At 64.0% G+C, this 23673-nt stretch carries 21 protein-coding genes; 11 read left to right on the top strand and 10 right to left on the bottom strand.

The window, feature by feature from the left end; genetic code table 11:
- Nucleotides 1-248: 248 nt before the first annotated feature.
- Entirely contained in the window at nt 249-4145 is a 3897-nt protein-coding gene (gene purL, locus AC1RL5_RS07380; protein ID WP_011059426.1) for a phosphoribosylformylglycinamidine synthase, read from the top strand.
- Nucleotides 4146-4150: 5 nt separating this feature from the next.
- A complete protein-coding gene (locus AC1RL5_RS07385; protein WP_015634269.1) occupies nt 4151-4462 on the top strand; it encodes a YqfO family protein in 312 nt (103 codons plus the stop codon).
- A 123-nt stretch (nt 4463-4585) separates the two neighbouring features.
- Here the strand turns inward: AC1RL5_RS07385 and nagE are convergent, their stop codons facing one another.
- The 7 genes from nagE to AC1RL5_RS07420 form a co-directional block, all read right to left on the bottom strand.
- A complete protein-coding gene (gene nagE, locus AC1RL5_RS07390; protein ID WP_072451207.1) occupies nt 4586-6292 on the bottom strand; it encodes an N-acetylglucosamine-specific PTS transporter subunit IIBC in 1707 nt (568 codons plus the stop codon).
- 22 nt (nt 6293-6314) lie between these two features.
- Nucleotides 6315-8837, bottom strand: coding sequence for a phosphoenolpyruvate--protein phosphotransferase (gene ptsP / locus AC1RL5_RS07395; protein WP_072451206.1), 2523 nt, complete (start codon nt 8835-8837; stop codon nt 6315-6317).
- Nucleotides 8838-8863: 26 nt separating this feature from the next.
- Nucleotides 8864-9886, bottom strand: a complete 1023-nt coding sequence (locus tag AC1RL5_RS07400) for an SIS domain-containing protein (protein WP_103289925.1) — start codon at nt 9884-9886, stop codon at nt 8864-8866.
- On the bottom strand, nt 9867-10973 hold the full coding sequence (nagA, locus tag AC1RL5_RS07405) for an N-acetylglucosamine-6-phosphate deacetylase (protein ID WP_072443088.1): 1107 nt from the start codon (nt 10971-10973) through the stop codon (nt 9867-9869). The genes AC1RL5_RS07400 and nagA overlap by 20 nt, the downstream gene beginning before the upstream one ends.
- Nucleotides 10974-11000: 27 nt before the next feature.
- A complete protein-coding gene (locus tag AC1RL5_RS07410; protein ID WP_011059432.1) occupies nt 11001-11732 on the bottom strand; it encodes a GntR family transcriptional regulator in 732 nt (243 codons plus the stop codon).
- Between the two features lie 275 nt (nt 11733-12007).
- A complete protein-coding gene (locus AC1RL5_RS07415; protein ID WP_011059433.1) occupies nt 12008-12511 on the bottom strand; it encodes a L,D-transpeptidase family protein in 504 nt (167 codons plus the stop codon).
- 48 nt (nt 12512-12559) lie between these two features.
- Complete coding sequence (locus AC1RL5_RS07420) at nt 12560-13111, bottom strand: NUDIX hydrolase (RefSeq protein WP_011059434.1); 552 nt, start codon at nt 13109-13111, stop codon at nt 12560-12562.
- A gap of 147 nt (nt 13112-13258) precedes the next feature.
- Here AC1RL5_RS07420 and AC1RL5_RS07425 point away from each other — a divergent pair, with 147 nt between their 5' ends.
- From AC1RL5_RS07425 to purT, 5 genes are all read left to right on the top strand, one after another.
- On the top strand, nt 13259-13858 hold the full coding sequence (locus tag AC1RL5_RS07425) for a CoA pyrophosphatase (RefSeq protein ID WP_011059435.1): 600 nt from the start codon (nt 13259-13261) through the stop codon (nt 13856-13858).
- 56 nt (nt 13859-13914) lie between these two features.
- On the top strand, nt 13915-14439 hold the full coding sequence (locus tag AC1RL5_RS07430; protein WP_011059436.1) for a gamma carbonic anhydrase family protein: 525 nt from the start codon (nt 13915-13917) through the stop codon (nt 14437-14439).
- The gene (locus tag AC1RL5_RS07435) at nt 14436-14651 is read left to right on the top strand and encodes a DUF1289 domain-containing protein (RefSeq protein WP_011059437.1); all 216 of its coding nucleotides are present in this window, start codon (nt 14436-14438) and stop codon (nt 14649-14651) included. The genes AC1RL5_RS07430 and AC1RL5_RS07435 overlap by 4 nt, the downstream gene beginning before the upstream one ends.
- 132 nt (nt 14652-14783) lie before the next feature.
- The gene (locus tag AC1RL5_RS07440) at nt 14784-15251 is read left to right on the top strand and encodes a hypothetical protein (protein ID WP_015634275.1); all 468 of its coding nucleotides are present in this window, start codon (nt 14784-14786) and stop codon (nt 15249-15251) included.
- Nucleotides 15252-15344: 93 nt separating this feature from the next.
- Nucleotides 15345-16526: a formate-dependent phosphoribosylglycinamide formyltransferase gene (purT, locus tag AC1RL5_RS07445; protein ID WP_011059439.1), complete on the top strand. Its 1182-nt coding sequence runs from the start codon at nt 15345-15347 to the stop codon at nt 16524-16526.
- A gap of 77 nt (nt 16527-16603) precedes the next feature.
- On the opposite strand, the gene AC1RL5_RS07450 is transcribed toward purT, so the two are convergent.
- The 3 genes from AC1RL5_RS07450 to AC1RL5_RS07460 all read right to left on the bottom strand — a co-directional run bounded on the left by AC1RL5_RS07450 (nt 16604) and on the right by AC1RL5_RS07460 (nt 20262).
- Complete coding sequence (locus tag AC1RL5_RS07450; RefSeq protein ID WP_011059440.1) at nt 16604-17920, bottom strand: MFS transporter; 1317 nt, start codon at nt 17918-17920, stop codon at nt 16604-16606.
- Nucleotides 17921-18210: 290 nt separating this feature from the next.
- A complete protein-coding gene (locus AC1RL5_RS07455; RefSeq protein WP_492589206.1) occupies nt 18211-19440 on the bottom strand; it encodes a transporter associated domain-containing protein in 1230 nt (409 codons plus the stop codon).
- Nucleotides 19441-19449: 9 nt separating this feature from the next.
- Nucleotides 19450-20262 carry a cytochrome C assembly family protein gene (locus tag AC1RL5_RS07460; protein ID WP_011059442.1) on the bottom strand — a complete coding sequence of 271 codons (813 nt, stop codon included), beginning with the start codon at nt 20260-20262 and terminating at the stop codon, nt 19450-19452.
- 209 nt (nt 20263-20471) lie between these two features.
- Here AC1RL5_RS07460 and ffh point away from each other — a divergent pair, with 209 nt between their 5' ends.
- From ffh to trmD, 4 genes are all read left to right on the top strand, one after another.
- Nucleotides 20472-21848, top strand: a complete 1377-nt coding sequence (ffh, locus tag AC1RL5_RS07465) for a signal recognition particle protein (protein ID WP_072443096.1) — start codon at nt 20472-20474, stop codon at nt 21846-21848.
- Between the two features lie 251 nt (nt 21849-22099).
- Nucleotides 22100-22351, top strand: a complete 252-nt coding sequence (gene rpsP, locus AC1RL5_RS07470; protein ID WP_007927680.1) for a 30S ribosomal protein S16 — start codon at nt 22100-22102, stop codon at nt 22349-22351.
- A 5-nt stretch (nt 22352-22356) separates the two neighbouring features.
- Complete coding sequence (gene rimM, locus AC1RL5_RS07475; protein ID WP_011059444.1) at nt 22357-22893, top strand: ribosome maturation factor RimM; 537 nt, start codon at nt 22357-22359, stop codon at nt 22891-22893.
- Nucleotides 22875-23648 carry a tRNA (guanosine(37)-N1)-methyltransferase TrmD gene (trmD, locus tag AC1RL5_RS07480; RefSeq protein ID WP_019094770.1) on the top strand — a complete coding sequence of 258 codons (774 nt, stop codon included), beginning with the start codon at nt 22875-22877 and terminating at the stop codon, nt 23646-23648. The genes rimM and trmD overlap by 19 nt, the downstream gene beginning before the upstream one ends.
- Nucleotides 23649-23673 lie beyond the last annotated feature (25 nt).

The raw sequence follows: 23673 nt of genomic DNA on the forward strand, positions 1-23673 counted from the left end.
GACAGCGAAGGGCTTGTCTGCTAGCGATGGTCGAGCCGGGCTGAAGGCCTCAGGAATGGGGCCTGGGCGCTGAATGTGACGTTTAAAATAACCACCGGCAATGACCCTGATGAGGCTTTGTTATAGGGGGCTGGCCCCGGGCCGACGTCCGGAGGCGCCCGGGGGTTGCGTTTCGAGTGCCGATGCCAGCGGTTTACGTTAGAATGCACGGCCTCAAAGCACACCCCCTTCCCGAGGCTGTCCCGAAGATGTTGATCCTGCGCGGCGCTCCTGCCCTTTCTGCCTTTCGCCACAGCAAACTCCTTGAGCAACTGAGCCAGAAAGTACCGGCTGTCAGTGGCTTGTATGCTGAATTCGCTCACTTCGCCGAAGTCACCGGCGTCCTGACCGGCGACGAACAGCAGGTGCTTGCGCGCCTTCTGAAGTACGGCCCCAGCGTTCCGGTACAAGAGCCGACCGGCCGTCTGTTCCTGGTCCTGCCACGTTTCGGCACCATTTCGCCGTGGTCGAGCAAGGCCAGCGACATCGCCCGCAACTGTGGCCTGGCGAAGATCCAGCGCCTGGAGCGCGGCATCGCCTTCTATGTGGCCGGTGAGTTCAGCGAGGCCGAGGCCCAACTGATCGCCGACGCCCTGCACGACCGCATGACCCAGATCGTGGTGGCCAACCTGGAACAGGCCGCCGGCCTGTTCAGCCACGCCGAACCCAAGCCGCTGACCGCCATCGACATCCTCGGCGGTGGCCGTGCTGCGCTGGAGCAGGCCAATAGCGAGCTGGGCCTGGCCCTGGCCGAAGACGAAATCGATTACCTGATGAACGCCTTCCAGGGCCTCAAGCGTAATCCCCACGACATCGAACTGATGATGTTCGCCCAGGCCAACTCCGAGCACTGCCGCCACAAGATCTTCAACGCCAGTTGGGATATCGACGGCCAGAGCCAGGAAAAAAGCCTGTTCGGCATGATCAAGAACACCTATCAGATGCACAACGAAGGTGTGCTCTCCGCCTATAAGGACAATGCCGCGGTCATCGTCGGTTCGGTTGCCGGGCGCTTCTATCCGAACCCTGAGACCCGCCAGTACGGTGCGGTACAGGAGCCGGTGCACATCCTGATGAAGGTCGAGACCCACAACCACCCGACCGCCATCGCGCCGTTCCCGGGGGCCTCCACCGGTTCCGGCGGCGAAATCCGCGACGAAGGCGCCACCGGGCGCGGCGCCAAGCCCAAGGCCGGCCTCACCGGTTTCACCGTTTCCAACCTGCAGATCCCGGGCTTCGAACAGCCGTGGGAAGTGCCGTACGGCAAGCCTGAGCGCATCGTCACCGCCCTCGACATCATGATCGAAGGCCCACTGGGTGGCGCGGCGTTCAACAACGAATTCGGCCGTCCGGCCCTGACCGGTTATTTCCGCACCTTCGAGCAATCCATTACCACGCCTCGTGGCGATGAAGTTCGCGGTTACCACAAGCCGATCATGCTGGCAGGCGGCATGGGCAACATCCGTGACGAGCACGTGCAGAAAGGCGAGATCACCGTCGGCTCCAAGCTGATCGTGCTCGGCGGCCCGGCGATGCTCATCGGCCTGGGCGGCGGCGCCGCTTCCTCCATGGCCACCGGCACCAGCTCGGCGGACCTGGATTTTGCTTCGGTACAGCGTGAAAACCCTGAGATGGAACGCCGTTGCCAGGAAGTCATCGACCGTTGCTGGCAACTGGGGGATAACAACCCCATCAGCTTCATCCACGACGTCGGCGCCGGTGGCCTGTCCAACGCCTTCCCGGAACTGGTCAACGATGGCGGCCGTGGCGGTCGCTTCGAACTGCGCAACATCCCCAACGACGAGCCGGGCATGGCCCCGCACGAAATCTGGTCCAACGAATCCCAGGAGCGTTATGTCCTGGCGGTAGGCGCTGCGGATTTCGAACGTTTCAAGGCCATCTGCGAGCGTGAGCGCTGCCCGTTCGCGGTGGTCGGTGAAGCCACTGCCGAACCACAGTTGACCGTGACCGACAGCCACTTCGGCAACAGCCCGGTGGACATGCCGCTGGAAGTGCTGCTGGGCAAGGCCCCGCGCATGCACCGTTCGGCCGTACGGGAAAACGAGTTGGGTGACGATTTCGATCCAAGCACCCTGGATATCGCCGAGAGCATCGAGCGCGTCCTGCACCACCCGGCCGTGGCCAGCAAGAGCTTCCTGATCACCATCGGCGACCGCACCATCACCGGCCTCGTGGCCCGCGACCAGATGGTCGGCCCATGGCAGGTGCCGGTGGCCGACGTGGCCGTGACCGCCACCAGCTTCGACGTCTACACCGGTGAGGCCATGGCCATGGGCGAGCGCACGCCGCTGGCCCTGCTGGACGCCCCGGCGTCCGGCCGCATGGCGATCGGTGAGACGCTGACCAACATCGCGGCCTCGCGCATCAACAAGATCAGCGACATCAAGCTCTCCGCCAACTGGATGTCCGCTGCCGGCCACCCGGGCGAAGACGCGCGCCTGTACGACACCGTCAAGGCAGTGGGCATGGAGCTGTGCCCAGAGCTGGGCATCACCATCCCGGTGGGCAAGGACTCCATGTCCATGGCCACCCGCTGGAACGAAGAGGGCGTGGACAAGAGCGTCACCTCGCCGCTGTCGCTGATCGTCACTGGCTTCGCACCCGTAGCGGACATTCGCCAGACCCTGACCCCGCAACTGCGCATGGACAAGGGCACCACCGACCTGATCCTGATCGACCTCGGTCGCGGGCAGAACCGCATGGGCGCCTCGATCCTCGCCCAGACCCACGGCAAGCTCGGCAGCCAGGCACCGGACGTGGATGATGCGGAAGACCTCAAGGCCTTCTTCGCGGTGATCCAGGGCCTCAACGCCGACGGTCACCTGCTGGCCTACCACGACCGTTCCGATGGCGGCCTGCTGGTCAGCGCCGTGGAAATGGCCTTCGCCGGCCATTGCGGCCTGAACCTGAGCCTCGACGCCGTGGCGGAAAACACCGCCGAAATCGCCGCCATCCTGTTCAACGAAGAGCTGGGTGCGGTGATCCAGGTGCGCCAGGACGCTACTCCGGACGTGCTGGCCCAGTTCAGCGCCGCCGGCCTGGGCGATTGCGTGGCCGTGATCGGCCAGCCGATCAACAACGGTGAAGTGAGCATCTCCTACAACGGCGAAAGCGTGTTCACCGGCCAGCGCCGCCTGCTGCAGCGTCAGTGGGCAGAAACCAGCTACCAGATCCAGCGCCTGCGGGACAACGCCGACTGCGCCGAGCAGGAATTCGATGTGGTACTGGAAGAAGACAACCCGGGCCTGAGCGTCAAGCTGGGCTTCGACGTCAACCAGGACATCGCCGCGCCTTACATCAAGAAAGGCGTGCGTCCACAGGTGGCGGTACTGCGTGAGCAGGGCGTCAACGGCCAGGTGGAAATGGCAGCGGCCTTTGACCGCGCCGGCTTCAACGCCATCGACGTGCACATGAGCGATATCCTCGCCGGTCGTGTCGACCTCAACGACTTCAAGGGCATGGTTGCCTGCGGTGGCTTCTCCTACGGCGACGTACTGGGCGCCGGTGAAGGCTGGGCCAAGTCGGCGCTGTTCAACAGCCGCGCCCGCGACGCCTTCCAGGGCTTCTTCGAACGTACCGACAGCTTCACCCTGGGTGTGTGCAACGGTTGCCAGATGATGTCCAACCTGCACGAACTGATCCCGGGCAGCGAGTTCTGGCCGCACTTCGTGCGCAACCGCTCCGAGCAGTTCGAAGCACGGGTGGCCATGGTCCAGGTGCAGGAGTCGAACTCGATCTTCCTGCAGGGCATGGCCGGTTCGCGGATGCCGATCGCCATCGCCCACGGTGAAGGCCATGCGGAGTTCGAAAGCGAAGAGGCATTGCTGGAAGCCGACCTGTCCGGTTGCGTGGCCCTGCGCTTCGTCGACAACCACGGCAAGGTCACCGAGCGCTACCCGGCCAACCCCAACGGTTCGCCGCGCGGGATCACCGGCCTCACCAGCCGCGACGGCCGCGTCACCATCATGATGCCGCACCCTGAGCGGGTGTTCCGTGCCGTGCAGAACTCCTGGCGCCCGGATGAGTGGAACGAAGATGGGGCGTGGATGCGCATGTTCCGTAACGCTCGGGTTTGGGTGAACTGAGGCTGATGTACAAGCTCAGCTTCTTCGTGCCCCCCAGCCATGTGGAGTCGGTCAAGAGCGCTGTGTTCGCCGCGGGCGGCGGACGCATTGGCGCCTATGATCAGTGCGCCTGGCAGGTGCTCGGCCAGGGCCAGTTTCGCCCGTTGGACGGCAGCCAGCCGTTTCTCGGGCAGACCGGCCAGGTGGAGCGGGTGGAGGAGTGGAAGGTCGAGCTGGTGGTGGCCGACGAACTGATTCGCGATGTGGTACTGGCCCTCAAGCAGAGCCACCCCTACGAAACGCCGGCTTATGAAGTCTGGCGCCTCGAAGCGTTCTGAGGTTATCCACAGACACAAAGCCCGCTGAACCGGCAACGGTCAGCGGGCTTTTTTGTGGGCCTTCGCCGGCCAGCCGGCTCCTACAGGAGCCTTGCAGGAGCCGGCTGGCCGGCGAAAGTGCCTTCAAGCACCCGCGCCGACCTCTCGGTGCAGCAAGCCCGTCAGCGCCACCTGCAAGCCCCCGGCCTTTTCGCCAATCAGTACGTGCCAAACATCCCCCTCCATACGCCGCATGCCCTGGCAGCCCAGCCCCTTGAGCGCCGGCTCCGACAGGCTGCGGCTATTGTTCACTCGCACTCGCAACCGGGTCAGGGCCACACAGTCCATCTGCACCAGGTTGTCCCGACCGCCCAGGGCGTTGAGCCACTGCTGGGCTTCGTGGATGGAAATGTCGACCTGCGGGGGGGCTTCAACAGGCGCCTGTGCCACCTCAGCCCTGGCCGAAACGGGTGACGCCAGGCGGATCTCGTCGGCGATGCTGTCTGCCAGCGGCCCCACCACCACCTGCAAGCTGCCGCCCTTGCCGGGGCGCACCACGGCCATGGCGCCCAGGGCCTTGAGCTCGCTGTCCGAAGCCAGGTTGCGGTCTGCCAGCTCCAGGCGCAGGCGCGTGGTGCAGGCACCGACGGTAAGCAGGTTGCCGGCGCCACCCAGGGCCTTGATGTAGGCTGCGGCGCGCTGGTCGACGCTCAGTTCAGTCTTTTCGCTGGAGGGGCTGTCTTCACGGCCCGGGGTCTTGAGGTTGAAGCGGCGGATGCAGAAATCGAACACCAGGTAGTACACCACCGCGTACAGCAGGCCCACCGGAAACACCTTCCAGCCGTTGGTGGAGCGGCCCCAGCCCAGGGCCATGTCGATGGCGCCGCCGGAAAAGGTAAAGCCCAGGTGGATGTTCAGCAGGTTGGTCAGGGCCATGGCCAGCCCGGTGAGCAGGGCATGCACCAGGTACAGCAGGGGGGCAAGGAACATGAAGGCGAATTCGATCGGCTCGGTGACCCCGGTCAGGAAGGATGTCAGGGCCATGGACAGGAAGATCCCGCCCATTACCTTGCGCCGTTCCGGCGGTGTGTTGCGGTACATCGCCAGGCAGGCGGCGGGCAGGCCGAACAGCATCATCGGGAACATCCCGGTCATGAACTGGCCGCCCTTGGGGTCGCCGGCAAAGTAGCGGGTCAGGTCGCCGGTGACCACGGCGCCGGTGCTCGGGTCGGTGAAGCTGCCGAAGATGAACCAGGCCATGTTGTTGAGGATGTGGTGCAGGCCGGTGACGATCAGCAGCCGGTTGAACACGCCGAAGACAAAGGCGCCGAAGCTGCCGCTCTCCAGCAGCAACTGGCCGAAGCTGTTGATGCCGTGCTGGATCGGCGGCCAGATCAGGCCGAACACCACCCCCAGGCCCACGGCGGTGAAACCGGTGGCGATGGGCACGAAGCGCCGGCCGCCGAAGAACGCCAGGTACTCCGGCAGCTTGATGTCCTTGAAGCGGTTGTACAGCGCGCCGGCCATCAGCCCGCTGATGATCCCGGCGAGCATGCCCATGTTGATGCTGGCGTCCAGCACCTTGAGGGTCGAGATCATTACCAGATAGCCAATGGCCCCGGCCAGCCCGGCGGTGCCATTGTTGTCCTTGGCAAAGCCGACGGCGATACCGATGGCGAAGATCAGCGCCAGGTTGCCGAAGATCGACTGCCCGGCATCGTGGATGATCGCGATGTTCAGCAGGTCGGTGTCGCCCAGGCGCAGCAGCAGACCGGCGATGGGCAAGATAGCGATGGGCAGCATCAGCGCCCGGCCGAGGCGTTGCAGGCCCTCGATGAAATACTGGTACATGGCGTCTCTCCTGGAATTCTTGTTATGAGTGCAGAGGCCAAAGCCGTTCGCAGGCCTGACGGACTGCGGCGGCACCGGGCAGGTTGAGCAGCGGCTGGCTGAGCTGGCGGCACTGGCTGGCGTCCAGCTGGCGCACCCGGTCCTTGATCTCGCCCACCTGTGGCGGGCTGACCGACAGCTCGCTGACGCCCAGGCCAATGAGTACGGGTGTGGCCAGGGGATCGGAGGCCAGGGCGCCACAGACCCCGACCCAGCGACCATGGCGCTGGGCGCCGGCGCAGGTCTGGGCGATCAGCCGCAGCAGGGCGGGGTGCAGGGCGTCGACCCGTGCCGCCAGCCCGGCGTGGTCACGGTCCATGGCCAGGGTGTACTGGGACAGGTCGTTGGTGCCGATGGACAGGAAGTCGGCGTGTTCGGCCAGTTGCTCGGCCATCAGGGCGGCGGCGGGAACTTCGATCATGACCCCCAGTTCCGGGCGCTGGCTCAGGCCCAGTTCGGCAGCGAACAGGTCCAGGCGCTGGCGAATGTGCAGCAGCTCGGCGACTTCGGTGACCATCGGCAGCATCACCCGGCAGCGTTGCACGGGGCTGACCTGGAGCAGCGCCCGCAGTTGTTGGTCCAGCAGCTCAGGGCGCGCCTGGGCCAGGCGGATGCCGCGCAGCCCAAGTACCGGGTTGGCTTCCACCGGCAGGGGCAGGTAATCCAGCTGTTTGTCGCCGCCGACGTCGATGGTGCGAATGATCACCGGCTTGTCGCCCATGGCGTTGAGCACTGCCTGATAGGCCTGGCGCTGTTCTTCTTGATCCGGGGCGGTCTGGCGGTCAACGAAGAGAAACTCGGTGCGCAGCAGGCCGACGCCGTCGGCGCCACCCTGGTGGGCGTCCCGGGCTTCATCGCTGGACGCCACATTGGCCGCCACCTCGATCTGCTGGCCGTCCTGGGTCAGGGCGGGCTCATGGGCTTTTTGCTGTTGCAGCGCATGGCGCTGGCGCTGGGTTTCGCCGGCCTGTTGCACCTGTGCGATGCGCTGCGGGTCGGGCTCCAGTTCCAGGCGCCCGCCGTTGGCATCCAGCACCACCTGGCGGCCACTGTCGATGCGCAGCACTTGCGGGCCCAGGGCCACCAGGCAAGGCAGGCCCTTGCCCCGGGCAAGGATCGCCACGTGGGAAGTGGCGCCGCCGGCGGCCATGCACAGCCCGGCCACGCCCTGGGCGCTGAGTTGCAGAAGGTCGGAAGGGGTCAACTCCTCGGCGGCAACGATCGCCCCGGCTGGCAGATCATAGTGCCAGGCCTCCCCCAGCAGGGCGCGCAGAACGCGCTGCTGCAGGTCCCGCAGGTCGTTGGCGCGTTCAGCCAGCAGCGTACTGCCCAGTTGCTGCAGGATCTGGCATTGCTCGGTAATCGCCGCGCTCCAGGCATGGGTGGCGGCGCGGCCCTGGGCAATGGAGGCTTCGGCGGCGTCCAGCAGGGTCGGGTCTTCGAGCAGCGCCAGGTGGGCGCTGAAGATGTCCTGTTCCTGCTGGTCGCGGCGTTGCCGGGCCTGCTCCAGGGTGTGGCGGATTTCCCCGCGCACCTGGTCGAGTGCGGTGCTCAATGCTTGCCGTTGGGGCTCGGGTGCATGCTGGCCATGATCCTCCGCCAGGACCATGGCGTTGAGCCGCACCAGGGGTCCGCACACCAGGCCCGGCGCGGCGCAGACGCCCGGCAGCACGCCGTCTTCCACGGGGCCTTGGGCGGCCGGGGCCGGTACCGGGGTTTCGCCATGGGCATCTGCGGCCATCGCGGTGCCGAGGGTCTGCAGCATCGCCTGCAGGGCATCCTGGCAATCGTCGCCCTGGCAACTGACCAGCACTTCTTCCTGTTCACCGATGCCCAGGCTCATCAGGGCAATCAGGCTGGTGCAGGGGGCGCTCTTGTCCTTGAAGGTCAATTGCGAATGGCTGTTGAAGCTCAGGGCGGTCTGGCGCACCAGGGCGGCGGGGCGGGCATGCAGGCCGCCGCGATGGGCGACCTTGATCCGGGCGCTGGCCTGCTGCCCGGATTGCTCTTGCGCCAGCGGCTGCGGGCCCGCGTTGGCGCGCCGGCTGATGTGCAGCAATGGCTCGCCCACCTGGACTGTCGACAGGGTCAGCGGGCGCAGGTCGAAACCCTCGCCATTGGTCAGGATCAGCAGGCTGATCAGGCTTCGGCAATGCTGTGCCACGTGGTCCAGATCAACCCGCAGCAAGGGCTGGCCGGCACGCACCTGCTGGCCTTCCTTCACCAGCAGGGCAAACCCCTCGCCCTGCAGTTCGACAGTGTCCAGGCCCAGGTGCAGCAGCAGTTCGGCCCCATTGGCGGCGCGCAGGGTGATTGCGTGCCCGGTACGTGCGACCTGGATCACCTGGCCGGCGCAGGGCGCATGCAGGGTGTCGTTGAGGGGATCGATGGCGATGCCGTCGCCCATGGCACCGCTGGCGAACACCGGGTCGGGCACGCTGCGCAGTGCTAGCACTGGCCCGCTTAACGGGGCACCGAGCGTCAGTTCGTTATTGTTGTTGTGCATGGCGCAGTACTCGTTGGCGATGGGGCTTAGTGAGTGCGGGTCACTTTGCTCAGGTGGCGCGGTTGGTCGGGGTCCATGCTGCGGGCTTGGGCGAGGCCGGCGGCCATGACGTAGAAACTCTGGATCGCCAGGATCGGGTCGAGTGCCGGGTGTTCGGCACGACTCAGGGTCAGGTCCCGTTCACCGATGTCGTCCGGAGCGGCCAGCAGCACCTTGGCGCCGCGCTGGCGCATGTCGGCGGCCAGGCTCAGCAGGCCGCCCTGCTCGGCGCCGCGGGGGGCGAACACCAGCAGCGGATAGTCGTGGTCGATCAGCGCCATGGGGCCGTGGCGGACTTCGGCACTGCTGAAGGCTTCGGCCTGGATGGCCGAGGTTTCCTTGAGCTTGAGCGCGGCTTCCTGGGCAATGGCGAATCCCGCCCCGCGGCCGATCACCATCAGGCGCTGGCAATCGCGCAGCGCATTGACGGCCAGGCTCCAATCCTGGGTCGCGGCCTGGCGCAGGCCTTCGGGCAGGGCCAGGCCGGCCTCGAGCAAGCGTCCGTCATCATTCCAGTGGCCGATCAGTCGCGCGCTGGCACTGAGGGTGGCAATAAAGCTCTTGGTGGCGGCCACGCTCTGCTCGGCGCCGGCGTGCAACGGCAGGAAGAATTCGCTGGCCGCTTCCAGCGGGCTGTTTTCCGCGTTGACCATGGCCACGCTGAGGGCCCCGCGCTTGCGCAGCAGGCGCACGCTGTTTACCAGGTCCGGGCTTTGCCCCGATTGCGAAAAGGCGAACACCGCCTGGCCGCTGACCCGCAGGGGCGCCTGCTGCATGGTCACCACCGACATCGGCAGCGAGGCCACGGGAATACCCACTTGCTGCATGGTCAGGTAGGCGAAGTAGCTGGCGGCGTGGTCGGAGCTGCCTCGGGCCACGGTCATTGCCACTTGTGGCGGCTGGCGGCGCAGGCGGCCGGCGACCTCGATCAGCGCCGGGTCCAGGTGCTGCAACTGGTTGCTCGCGGCCAGGTGCGAGGACAGCGCCTCTTCAAGCATTTTTGAAGTCAATGTCTTCTCCTTCGACCATGACGGCGGTCAGTGTGAGTGCCCGGTCCAGGCGCACGCTGTCGGCCCAGCTGCCAGGTTGCAGGCGGCCGCGTTGGGGGATGCCGAGGTAGTCGGCGGGAAATTGCGACAGGCGCTGCGAGGCTTCGGCCAGGGGCAGGCCGATCTTCACCAGATTGCGCAGGGCCTGGTCCATGGTCAGGGTGCTGCCGGCCAGCGTGCCGTCGGCCAGGCGCACACCACCCAGGCACTTGGTCACGGTGTGGCTGCCCAGCTTGTATTCACCGTCGGGCATGCCGGCAGCTGCGGTGGAGTCGGTAACGCAGTACAGGCAGGGGATCGAGCGCAGGGCCACGCGCATGGCGCCGGGGTGCACATGCAGCAGGTCCGGGATCAGCTCGGCGTATTGGGCGTGGGCCAGGGCCGCGCCGACGATCCCCGGCTCACGGTGATGCAGCGGGCTCATGGCGTTGTACAGGTGGGTGAAACTGGTGGCGCCAGCGGCGAGGGCCGCCACGCCTTCCTCGTAGCTGCCCAGGGTGTGGCCGATCTGCATGCGCACGCCGCGGGCGCTGAGTTCGCGGATCAGGCCGTCGTGGCCGGCGACTTCCGGGGCGATGGTGATCACGCGGATCGGCGCCAGCGCCAGGTACTGCTCCACTTCCGCCAGCAGTGCGGTGTGGGCGAAGTTGGGCTGGGCGCCAAGTTTGCCGGGATTGATATAGGGGCCTTCCAGGTGCACGCCGAGCACTCGGGCGCAGCCTTTGGGGCGCTGTTCGGCATAGCTGCCCAGTTGCTCCAGGACCTGGCGGATTTCCTCGCTGGGGGCCGTCATGGTGGTGGCCAGCAATGAGGTGGTGCCGAAGCGCACATGGGTGCGGGTGATGGTCTGGAAGGCATCGCGGCCTTGCATGATGTCCTTGCCGCCGCCGCCGTGCACATGCAGGTCGATAAAGCCGGGCAGCAGGTAGGGCAGGTCGTTGTCCGCCGGATTGCAGGGGCTGCCTTCGATGGCGATCACCTTGCCGTCCTGATGCAGCAGACGGCCGCGGACCCAGCCTTGGGGCGTGAGGATATTGTCTTCGGACATGGCGTTTCTCTGGCTCCGGAAGCGGGTTCAGCGTCGCAGTTCAGCGACGAAGTCGTAGTAGTCGTTGCGGCAGTAGGTGTCGGTGACCTCGATCGGCGTGTTGTCTTCCAGGTAGCCGACCCGGGTCATCAGCAACATGGCGGTGCCGGGGGCGATGCCCACCAGGGCGGCGAATTCGTCCGAGGCATTGATCGCTTGGATGTGCTGCAGCGCCCGCACCACGGGCTTGCCGATGCCATCGAGGTATTCATAGAGCGAATCTCCGACCGCTTCCGGCTGGGCGATGATGCTGGCCGGCAGGGTGCTCATCTCGATGGCCATCACTGTGTCATCGGCTTTGCGCAGGCGCTTGAGCCGCGCCACCTTGTCGTTGGGCGACAGGCCGAGGCGGATCAGTTCTTCATGGGTGGGCGGGGTGAGGGTGCGTTCCAGCCATTGGGAGCCGGGCACGAAACCCTTCAGGCGCAGCATTTCGCTGAAGCCGGAGAGCCGCGACAGCGGTTGCTCCAGGCGCGGGGTGATGAAGGTCCCCGAGCCCTGGCTGCGGCGGATCAAGCCCTGTTCGAAGAGCACTTCCAGGGCCTTGCGCGCGGTGACCCGGGAGATCCCCAGCAATTCGCTGAGGTTGCGTTCCGACGGCAGTGCCTGCTCGGCTTTCCACTGGCCGGCATGGATTGCCGCTTCCAGGTTGCGAGCCAGTTGCAGGTACAGCGGAGTGGGTTGGGAGTCGTCGGGGCGCAGGGCCAGGAGGTGATTCATCTGTAGGTTTTCCGATGCGGTTATTAGGTTGTTGTCGCCCGGTAATGCCGAAAAACTAATACCACTTAGATACCATGTCAACGCCACTGGTCTGCTGAAGGTGGCGTAAATCCAGCGTTTGCGGGGTGCTTTGAAGGGTAAATGATTAAAGTGGTATTAGGCAGGTCTGACTGCCATCGCCATGGCGTCGAGTGGCGACCCCTTGCGGGTCGCCAAGTGGTATGGGCGCAGTGGAAGAGCTGGCGGGGGTAAAAATATTTTTTGCGGAAGGGAAATTAAGGGCGGATCTCGATCATGGTGCCGTCCTTGACCAGGCCCCAGACCTCGCGCATGTCGACGTTGCGCATGGCGATGCACCCGTCTGTCCAGTCCAGGGTGTGGAAATACTGCTCCGGGAATTCTTCGGTGTCCGGGGTGCCGTGGATCATGATCATGCCGCCCGGGTCCACCCCTTCGCGCCGCGAGCGGGCGGCATCGGTGATGTTCGGATAGGAGATGTGCATGGCCAGGTTGTAGCGGTCGCTGGTCTTGCGCCAGTCGAGCCAGTAGAGGCCTTCAGGGGTGCGCTTGTCGCCCTCCATGAGCTTGGGACCCTTTGGTTTCTTGCCCAGGGAGATGCGGTAGGTCTTCAGTGGCTTGCCACCGTTGATCAGTTGCAGTTGATGGGCGGACTTGAGCACCAGGACCTTTTCGATGACCTTGCCGTCCAGGGTTTCCACGGTGGAGGCCTGGCACACAGCAACGACGGAACAGCACAGCAGGGCAAGCAACCAGCGCATTGACACGATATCCCCAGGCGCACACAGATCCCGTGCACGTTTTATTGTTTAACTGATGGCAGGCTGAGAGAGCGGCGGAATGGATTCGGAGCGCACTTCAAAGGCTGCGGCCCGCCGATCAGCGAAGAAGCATTCTAAGGTACGGCCGACGGTGCGGAAAGCCAGCTCGGACCAAGGGATATCGGCTTCGTCGAACAACTGCACTTCCAGGCTCTCGGGGCCGGCGGCAAAGTCCAGGTCGGCGAGCTCCGCGCGAAAGAACACATGCACCTGGCTGATGTGCGGCACGTCGATCAGGGTGTAGATGCTCAGGCCGCGCACCCGGGCGCAGGCTTCCTCGTAGGTTTCGCGAATGGCCGCCTGTTCGATGGTCTCGCCGTTTTCCATGAAGCCTGCGGGCAGGGTCCAGTAGCCCAGGCGCGGCTCGATGGCGCGACGGCACAGCAGCACTTTGCCCTCCCAGGTGGCAAGGCAGCCGGCGACGATATTGGGGTTCTGGTAATGGATGGTCTGGCAGTGGTCGCAGACATAGCGCAGGCGCGAATCGCCTTCGGGAATGCGCTGGGTCACCGGGTTGCCGCACTGGCTGCAAAATTTCATGTGGGGTATCCGAAAAGGCTGGGGCTATCTTGGCGCGCCAGCCCCGTTGTCGGCAAGTTGTCGTTAAGCGACATGCCCGGGGGCGGGGGTTGGGCCGAAGATTGGATTGGTGCATGATGCACGGTAGCCAACAGATCGAGATGCCTCATGCTGGACGAGCTACTTCATCGGGTAAGCCACTACACGCCGCGTACGCTGGAGACCGACCGACGTTTTCCCGAGGCTGCGGTGCTGGTGCCCATCACCCGCAGCGAAGAACCGGAACTGGTACTGACCTTGCGTGCCAGCGGGCTGTCGACCCATGGCGGCGAGGTGGCCTTCCCTGGTGGCCGGCGCGATCCGGAAGATCCGGACCTGATCTTCACCGCGCTGCGCGAGGCCAAGGAGGAAATCGGCCTGCCGCCGGGGCTGGTGGAGGTCATCGGGCCTTTGAGCCCGCTGATTTCCCTGCACGGAATCAAGGTCACGCCTTACGTCGGGGTGATTCCCGACTATGTCGAATACCAGGCCAATGACGCCGAGATCGCTGCCGTTTTCAGCGTGCCCCTGGAGTTCTTTCGCCAGGACCCCCGCGAACATACCCATCGCATCGATTACCAGGGGCGCAGCTGGTACGTCCCCAGCTATCGCTTTGGCGAGTACAAGATCTGGGGCCTGACCGCGATCATGATCGTCGAGCTGGTCAACCTGTTGTACGACGCCGGAATCAGCCTGCATCGCCCGCCGAAAAACTATATCGATACCTGAAGCCATCACTTTGCATGGCCTAAACCCGCGGCTGCCTGAGCCATGAGGACAATAAGATGAAATACCGCCTGGGCGACGCCCGAGTCGAGACCCATCCACAGAGCTGGGTTGCCCCGAATGCCACACTGGTGGGCAAGGTCAAGCTGGAGGAGGGAGCCAGCGTCTGGTTCAACGCCGTGCTGCGCGGGGACAACGAACTGATCCTGATCGGCAAGCACAGCAACGTCCAGGATGGCACGGTGATGCACACCGACATGGGCTTTCCCCTGACCATCGGTACCGGCGTGACCATCGGCCACAACGCCATGCTGCACGGCTGCACCGTGGGCGACTACAGCCTGATCGGCATCAACGCGGTGATCCTCAATGGCGCGAAGATCGGCAAGAACTGCATCATCGGTGCCAACTCGCTGATCGGCGAGGGCAAGGAAATCCCCGACGGTTCGCTGGTCATGGGCTCGCCAGGCAAGGTGGTACGGGAGTTGACCGAGCCGCAGAAGAAAATGCTCGAAGCCAGCGCCGCGCACTACGTTCATAATGCCCAGCGTTATGCCCGAGACCTGGTTGAGCAAGAACAATGACAGCCCCTGAAAGACCCGTCGCTTCGCCCTGCGTGAGCATCTGTGCCCTGGACGAGCAGGATATCTGCACCGGTTGCCAGCGCACGGTGGACGAGATCACCCGCTGGAGCCGCATGGACAACGCCGAGCGGCGTGCGGTCCTGGCCCTGTGCCATGAGCGGGCCAAGTCCAGCGGCTTGCTGTGGATGATCGGCTCCAGCTCGGCAAGTTGATCCGCTCGTTTCGCCAGCAAGCCGGCTCCTGCAATCTTGTGCAGGTGCCAGCGTGCTGGCGAAAGGGCTTCTTGGCCCAGCCCCGGGCCTGCAGTAACCTGTGCACCTTCCTGACAGGTACCCTTCGCCCCCATGTTCTTCCTGATCGCCTATATCAGCAGTGTCGTGCTGATCAACTACGCCTTTTCGTCTGCCCCGCATCTGGACATCATCTGGTCGGCCTGGGGCGGGTTGGTGTTTGTCCTGCGGGACATGGTGCAGACTCGTTTCGGCCACGGCGCCATCGTCGCGATGCTGGCGGCCCTGGTGCTGTCCTATGTGACCTCCGATCCGACCATCGCCCTGGCCAGCGCCACGGCATTCGCCGTCTCGGAATGCATCGACTGGCTGGTGTTCAGTATCACCAAGCGGCCCCTGCATGATCGTCTGTGGATCAGCTCGGCCCTGAGCATTCCCCTGGATACCTTCATCTTCTTCGGCATGATCGATGCCTTGACCCCTGGGGTGATCCTGACCGCCCTGGGTTCGAAGTTCGCCGGTGTCACCGTGGTCTGGCTGGCCATGGCCTGGCGTTTGCGCAAAGCGGCGTGCGCCGGCTGAGCCAAAGCCCGCGCTTCATGTAAAATGCCGCTCCCCATGGGTCGCCCGCCTGGCGCTCGGCCCTCGATGATCCGCTCCTTTGAGGACCTTCAGATGACTCGTATCGGAACTCCACTGTCGCCAACCGCGACCCGCGTCTTGCTTTGTGGCTGTGGTGAGTTGGGCAAGGAGGTGGTGATCGAGCTGCAACGCCTGGGTGTCGAGGTGATTGCCGTGGACCGCTACGCCAACGCTCCGGCGATGCAGGTGGCCCATCGCAGCCACGTGATCAACATGCTTGATGGTGCGGCGCTGCGGGCCGTGATCGAAGCCGAGAAGCCGCACTTCATCGTGCCGGAAATCGAAGCCATCGCCACCGCGACCCTGGTGGAACTGGAAGCCGAGGGCTTCACCGTGATCCCCACCGCCCGGGCCACCTCCTTGACCATGAACCGCGAAGGCATCCGGCGACTGGCCGCTGAAGAGCTGGACCTGCCGACCTCGCCGTACCATTTCGCCGACACCTTCGAAGACTATTCCAGGGCCGTGCAAGACCTGGGCTTCCCGTGCGTGGTCAAGCCGGTGATGAGCTCCTCGGGCAAGGGCCAGAGCCTGCTGCGCAGCGTCGACGACGTGCAGAAAGCCTGGGACTACGCCCAGGAAGGCGGTCGTGCCGGCAAGGGCCGGGTGATCATCGAAGGCTTTATCGACTTCGACTACGAAATCACCCTGTTGACCGTGCGTCATGTGGGCGGCACCACCTTCTGTGCGCCGGTCGGCCATCGTCAGGAAAAGGGTGACTACCAGGAATCCTGGCAGCCTCAGGCCATGAGTCCCAAGGCCCTGGCCGAATCCGAGCGGGTGGCCAAGGCAGTCACCGAGGCCCTGGGGGGCCGTGGCCTGTTTGGCGTGGAACTGTTCATCAAGGGCGACCAGGTGTGGTTCAGCGAAGTGTCGCCGCGCCCACACGACACTGGCCTGGTGACCCTGATTTCCCAGGACCTGTCCCAGTTCGCCCTGCATGCGCGGGCCATTCTCGGCTTGCCGATTCCGCTGATCCGCCAGTTCGGCCCTTCGGCTTCGGCGGTGATCCTGGTAGAAGGCACATCCACCCAGACCGCCTTCGCCAACCTTGGTGCCGCCCTGAGCGAGCCGGATACTGCGCTGCGCCTGTTCGGCAAGCCGGAAGTCAATGGCCAGCGCCGCATGGGCGTAGCCCTGGCGCGTGACGAGTCGATCGAAGCCGCCCGGGCCAAGGCGACCCGCGCTGCGCAAGCGGTGGTGGTCGAGCTGTAAAAAGCATCGCGAGCAAGCTCGCTCCTACAGCGTCCGGATTGAACCTGTAGGAGCGAGCTTGCTCGCGAAGCGGTCGCTCAAGCGACCCGATTCAAATCGTTATTGCGCGTTTCCTTCAGGCACAGCACCGCGATCAGGCTCAGGATCGCCGCCCCTGAAACATACCCCCCAACCCAGCTCAAACCGCCCATCGCCACCAGTTTCTGGGCGAAGAACGGCGCGGCCGAAGCTCCGACGATGCCCCCCAGGTTGTACGCCGCCGAAGCGCCGGTATAACGCACGTGGGTCGGGAACAGTTCCGGCAGCAGGGCGCCCATCGGGGCGAAGGTGACCCCCATCAGGAACAGTTCGATGCACAGGAACAGCGCCACGCCGGCGGTGGAACCCTGGGTCAGCAGGGGCTCCATGGTGAAGCCGGACAGAATCGCCAGCACGCCACCGACAATCAGCACCGGCTTGCGCCCGAAGCGGTCGCTGGCCCAGGCCGACAGAGGCGTGGCCGCGGCCATGAACAGTACGGCGAAGCACAGCAGGCCGAGGAAGGTTTCCCGGCTGTAGCCCAGGGTCGCGACGCCGTAGCTCAGGGAAAACACCGTGGAGATGTAGAACAGGGCGTAGCACACCACCATCGACGCGGCGCCCAGCAGTACCGGCAGCCAGTACTGGCTGAAGAGTTCCACCAGTGGCATCTTCACCCGTTCCTGGCGTGCCACGGCGTTGGCAAAGACCGGGGTTTCGTGCAGCTTCAGGCGCACGTACAGGCCCACCATCACCAGGGCGGCGCTGAGCAGGAAGGGAATGCGCCAGCCCCAGGAGCGGAACTGCTCGTCATCCAGGCCCATGGCCAGGGCCAGGAACAGGCCGTTGGCAGCGAGAAAACCGATGGAGGGGCCCAACTGCGGGAACATGCCGAACCAGGCGCGCTTGCCTTCCGGTGCGTTCTCCGTGGCCAGCAGCGCGGCGCCACCCCATTCGCCACCCAACCCAAGGCCCTGGCCGAAGCGCAGCACGCAAAGCAGGATGGGCGCCCAGGCGCCGATGCTGGCGTAGCCTGGCAGTACGCCGATCAGGGTGGTGCACACGCCCATCAGCAGCAGCGAGGCAACCAGGGTCGACTTGCGTCCGATACGGTCGCCGAAGTGGCCGAACAGTGCCGAGCCCAGGGGGCGGGCAAGGAAGGCGATGCCGAAGGTCAGGAACGCCGAGAGCATCTGGGCGGTGCCGGAGGTCTGGGGAAAGAATACCGGGCCTATCACTAGTGCGGCGGCGGTGGCGTAGACGTAGAAGTCGTAGAACTCGATGGCGGTGCCGATAAAGCTGGCAGTGGCCACCCGCGAGGCGGAATTGCTCGGTTGGGCAGGCGTGGTGGTGCTGTAGGCGGTGCTGGTCGTCATGCGGTTATCCCTGACAGTCTGTGCTCCAGTGGAGCGAATTATTATGGTCGAGCACCCAGGGATGTGGGTTTGGCGCGGTCGTCCCTCGGGATGGGAGTGACGTCGAACAGAAGGGCTGGTTATCGGCAGATTTGCGCTGGGTGCGGGTAGCACGCGGGTCTGCACAGGGCTTGGGTAAGCGGATCGATTATAGAAAGGCCGCTAACGATTCAACAAGGGGCTTGGCGGCTGCCGGGCTGGCGAGAAGGTTTTCGACTTTCAGGGGCACCATTGGCCGCGGCGGCAGGCGATCAGATGCGGGCGGGGACGCTGCTGGTGTGCCAGATCAGTACGCGGCTGACGCGGTTTTCCTCGGTTTCGAGGATTTCCAGGCGGTAGCGGCCGATTTTCAGGCACACCGCGCTGTCGGGGATGGTTTCCAGGGCTTCGGTGACCAGGCCGTTGAGGGTCTTGGGACCGTCGCTGGGCAGGTGCCAGCCCAGGCTCTTGTTCAGCTCGCGGATCGATACCGCACCTTCCACCACATAGCGGCCATCGGCCTGGGGGTGGATGTGCGGGTTGTCCAGGCTGTGCTCGCTTTCGAACTCGCCGACGATTTCTTCGAGGATGTCTTCCAGGGTGACGATGCCCAGCACTTCGCCGTATTCGTCCACCACCATGCCCAGGCGCCGTTGCTGCTTGTGGAAGTTGAGCAGTTGCAACTGCAACGGGGTGCTTTCCGGGACGAAGTAGGGCTCGTGGCAGGCCGCCAGCAGGGCCTCCTTGGTCAGGCTGGCGTCCGGCAGCAGGTGACGGATCTGCCGGGTGTTGAGAACCGCTTCGACCTGGTTGATATCGCTGTGGAACACCGGCAGCCGTGTGCGTCTGTTCAGGCGCAGTTGGGCGATGATGTCCTCGATCGGGTCGTCCAGGTTGATGCCGTCCACTTCGCTGCGGGGCACCAGGATGTCATTGACGGTGATGTTGTCCAGGGCGTGGATGCCGGACAGGGCATGTGGCTCCTGTGGCGTGGGCTCGTCGTCCAGTAGCGCCGGGTCGTCGTCACTGTGCTTGACCGCGCCGGCCTTGCGGGCAAACGGGCGCAGCAGCAACTGGCTGAGGGTGTCGAGCAGCCAGGCCAGGGGATAGACGATTTTCATCGGGATGAGCAGCAGGCTGTTGCCAAAGCCCAAGGTACCTTCCGGGTAGCGCACGGCCAGGGCTCGCGGCAGGTATTCGGCCAGCACCAGCAGGGCGCAGGTGCTGATCAGGCAGGCCAGCCAGGGGCCATTTTCCGCCCAGTAGAACAGCGCCAGCAGGGTGCTGATGATCACCGCCAGGACCCGGCACAGGGTATTGCACAGGATCAGGCTTTCCTTGGGGAAGGCCAGGCGTGCCTGGGACTTGTCGCCGTTGCGCGAGTTGCCGCGCAGGGTCATCAGGTGCTGCTGTGCGGCATCGATAGCGGTGAACAGGCCCGACCAGACGATGAGCAGGGCGATTACCGCGAGCATGGGCCCGGTGGGCAGGGAGTCGGTCATGGCCGGTCGTCAGATGTGCAGGATGTATTCACGAACCAGCTTGCTACCGAAGTAGGCCAGCATCAGCAGGCAGAAACCTGCCAGGGTCCAGCGAATTGCCTTGTGCCCGCGCCAGCCGAGGCGATTGCGGCCCCATAGCAGCACGCTGAACACTACCCAGGCCAGGCAGGCCAGCAGTGTCTTGTGCACCAGGTGCTGGGCGAACAGGTTCTCGACGAACAGCCAGCCGGAGATCAGCGACAGCGACAGCAGGGTCCAGCCGGCCCAGAGAAAACCGAACAGCAGGCTTTCCATGGTTTGCAGTGGCGGGAAGTTCCTGATCAGCCCGGACGGGTGCTTGTTCTTCAGCTGATGGTCCTGCACCAGCAGCAACAAGGCCTGGAACACCGCGATGGTGAACATGCCGTAGGCCAGGATCGACAACAGGATGTGGGCGAGGATCCCGGGTTCCTCATCGATCACCGGCACTGTGCCGGTGGGGACGAATTGCGCCAGTAGCGCGGTCAGGGCGCCGAGCGGGAACAGCAGTACCAGCAGGTTTTCCACCGGGATGCGCCAGCAGGCCAGCAGGGTCAGGGCGATGACTGCGGCGGCAATCAGGCTGGCGGCGCTGAAGAAGTCCAGGCCCAGGCCGACCGGAGTCAGCAAGTGGGTCAGCAGGCTGGCGGCATGGGCCAGCAAGGCCAGGATGCCGAGCGTAACCAGCAGGCGCTTGTTCGCCTTGGCGCCTGTGGCCAGGCGGGAGCCTTGGTAGAAGGTCGCAGCGGCATAAAGGACGGCGGCGGCGAGGGTGGGTAGCAAACTGGGTGACAAGGGGAGCATAAATCCTGTTAGGCAGGCCCGAAAGTCGCTGAGTTTGGCATAGAACCCAGAGCCCTGAAAGACCAGGCAAGCAGACGGCGAGGTGTCCGCCACGCACAGTCTTCGCTATAATCCGCGACCTGCCCACGCCGCAGGCTCATCGAGCACCTGTTTATTACGCTCTGGGCCGCCATTACCCCCGGTCTACCTTGGGCCTGAAAGGATCGAGCATGTTTGAAAACCTAACCGACCGTCTCTCGCAGACGCTGCGCCATGTCACCGGCAAGGCCAAGCTGACCGAGGACAACATCAAAGACACCCTGCGCGAAGTGCGCATGGCGCTGCTCGAAGCCGACGTTGCGTTGCCGGTGGTCAAGGACTTCGTCAACTCGGTGAAGGAGCGTGCGGTCGGCACCGAAGTGTCCCGCAGCCTGACGCCGGGCCAGGCTTTTGTGAAGATCGTCCAGGCCGAGCTGGAAAGCCTGATGGGCGCGGCCAACGAAGATTTGAACCTCAGCGCAGTGCCACCGGCCGTGGTGCTGATGGCCGGTCTGCAGGGTGCGGGTAAGACCACCACCGCCGGCAAGCTTGCGCGCTTCCTTAAAGAGCGCAAGAAAAAGAGCGTGATGGTGGTCTCCGCGGACGTCTACCGTCCGGCGGCTATCAAGCAGCTGGAAACCCTGGCCAATGATATTGGCGTGACCTTCTTCCCATCGGACCTGAGCCAGAAGCCGGTAGCTATCGCCGAAGCGGCTATTAAGGAAGCGAAGCTCAAGTTCATCGATGTCGTGATTGTCGACACCGCCGGTCGCCTGCACATCGACAGCGAGATGATGGACGAGATCCAGGCGCTGCACGCGGCCATCAAGCCGGTGGAAACCCTGTTCGTGGTCGACGCCATGACCGGTCAGGACGCCGCCAACACCGCCAAGGCCTTTGGCGACGCGCTGCCGCTGACCGGTGTGATCCTGACCAAGGTCGACGGCGATGCCCGTGGTGGTGCCGCGCTGTCGGTGCGGGCCATTACCGGCAAGCCGATCAAGTTCATCGGTATGGGCGAGAAGAGCGAAGCCCTGGAGCCGTTCCACCCCGAGCGCATCGCTTCGCGCATCCTCGGCATGGGCGATGTGCTCAGCCTGATCGAACAGGCTGAAGCGACCCTCGACAAGGACAAGGCCGACAAGCTTGCTAAAAAACTGAAGAAGGGCAAGGGCTTCGACCTCGAAGACTTCCGCGATCAGTTGCAGCAGATGAAGAACATGGGCGGTCTCGGCGGCCTGATGGACAAGTTGCCGAACATCGGTGGCGTGAACCTGGCGCAGATGGGCAATGCCCAGGGCGCGGCAGAGAAGCAGTTCAAGCAGATGGAAGCCATCATCAACTCCATGACCCCGGCCGAGCGCCGCGACCCCGAGCTGATCAGCGGTTCGCGCAAGCGCCGGATCGCCATGGGCTCCGGCACCCAGGTGCAGGACATCGGTCGCTTGATCAAGCAGCACAAGCAGATGCAGAAGATGATGAAGAAGTTCTCCGCCAAGGGCGGTATGGCCAAGATGATGCGCGGCATGGGCGGTATGTTGCCCGGCGGCGGCATGCCGAAGATCTGAAGAATCCGCGCCGGCCGTCATGCCGGCGCTTTTTTCCACGGGGACGTGGAATCCCGGGCAAACCCTCGATTGGGGTGCGCTCACTCGCTGTCGCTTGCGGCAGCTCCATGGCAAATCTGAATGGCAGCCGACGGGCGCCGGAAAAAGTCATTTGCAAAAGTCCGGATATTCCTTAGAATATGCGGCCTTTCGGGCACCCATGCCCGCTGTGCATTTAGATTTGCAGCACCGACTACAGGAACGATGTTCACATGCTAACAATCCGTCTTGCCCTTGGCGGCTCCAAAAAGCGCCCGTTTTACCACTTGACCGTGACCGACAGCCGCAATCCACGCGACGGTTCGCACAAAGAACAAGTTGGCTTCTTCAACCCGATCGCTCGTGGTCAAGAAGTCCGCCTGTCCGTGAACCAAGAGCGCGTAGCCTACTGGCTGAGCGTTGGTGCACAGCCTTCTGAGCGTGTTGCTCAGTTGCTGAAGGAATCGGCTAAGGCTGCAGCCTGAACCCTATGAACGCGACGCCAGCTCCTGCTGATGATTTGATCGTTATCGGCAAAATCTACTCTGTTCATGGCGTTCGCGGCGAAGTGAAGGTCTTTTCCTTTACTGATCCGATTAAAAACCTGTTGGACTACAAAACCTGGACGCTCAAGCGCGAAGGTAGCGTGAAGCAGGTTGAGCTGGTCAGCGGACGCGGGAACGACAAGTTCCTGGTCGCAAAGCTCAAGGGTCTTGATGATCGCGAGGAAGCTCGTCTTCTGGCCGGTTACGAGATCTGCGTGCCGCGCAGCCTGTTCCCTGAACTGACCGACGGCGAGTACTACTGGTACCAGCTGCAAGGTCTCAAGGTTATCGACGGCCTCGGGCAACTGCTCGGGAAGATCGATCACCTGCTGGAGACCGGCTCGAACGATGTAATGGTGGTCAAGCCTTGCGCTGGCAGCCTGGATGATCGCGAACGCCTGTTGCCCTATACCGAGCAATGCGTGTTGGCCGTCGACCTGGCCGCGGGCGAGATGAAGGTGGAATGGGATGCGGACTTCTAAGCGTGGCTAACTTGCGCGTAGAAGTGATCAGTTTGTTTCCCGAGATGTTCTCCGCCATCAGCGAGTACGGCATAACCAGCCGCGCGGTGAAACAGGGGCTGTTGCAGCTGACCTGTTGGAATCCGCGAGACTACACCACGGATCGACATCACACTGTGGACGATCGCCCGTTTGGCGGTGGTCCGGGCATGGTGATGAAGATCAAGCCCCTGGAAGATGCACTGGTTCAGGCCAGAAACGCAGCCGGGGAGGGCGCGAAGGTGATCTACCTGTCGCCCCAAGGCCGCCAACTGAATCAGTCGGCGGTGCGCGAGTTGGCGAATGAGGATGCATTGATCCTGATTGCTGGTCGTTATGAAGGCATTGACGAGCGTTTTATTGATGCTCATGTCGATGAAGAGTGGTCGATTGGCGACTATGTACTCTCCGGTGGCGAGCTGCCGGCGATGGTCCTGATTGATGCGGTTACGCGACTGCTGCCCGGAGCTTTAGGGCATGTGGATTCCGCGGAGGAAGATTCCTTCACGGACGGTCTGCTGGATTGCCCGCACTACACCCGACCGGAGGTGTATGCGGATCAGCGTGTTCCCGACGTGTTGCTAAGTGGCAACCACGCACACATCCGGCGTTGGCGTTTACAGCAGTCCCTTGGTCGGACCTATGAACGACGCGCCGATCTTCTGGAAAGCCGCTCGCTTTCTGGAGAAGAGAAGAAGCTGCTCGAGGAATATCTCCGCGAGCGGGACGATAGTTAACAACGTATCGATGGTAGATCCGACG

The organism is Pseudomonas sp. GW822-FHT06D10 (assembly GCF_058799535.1).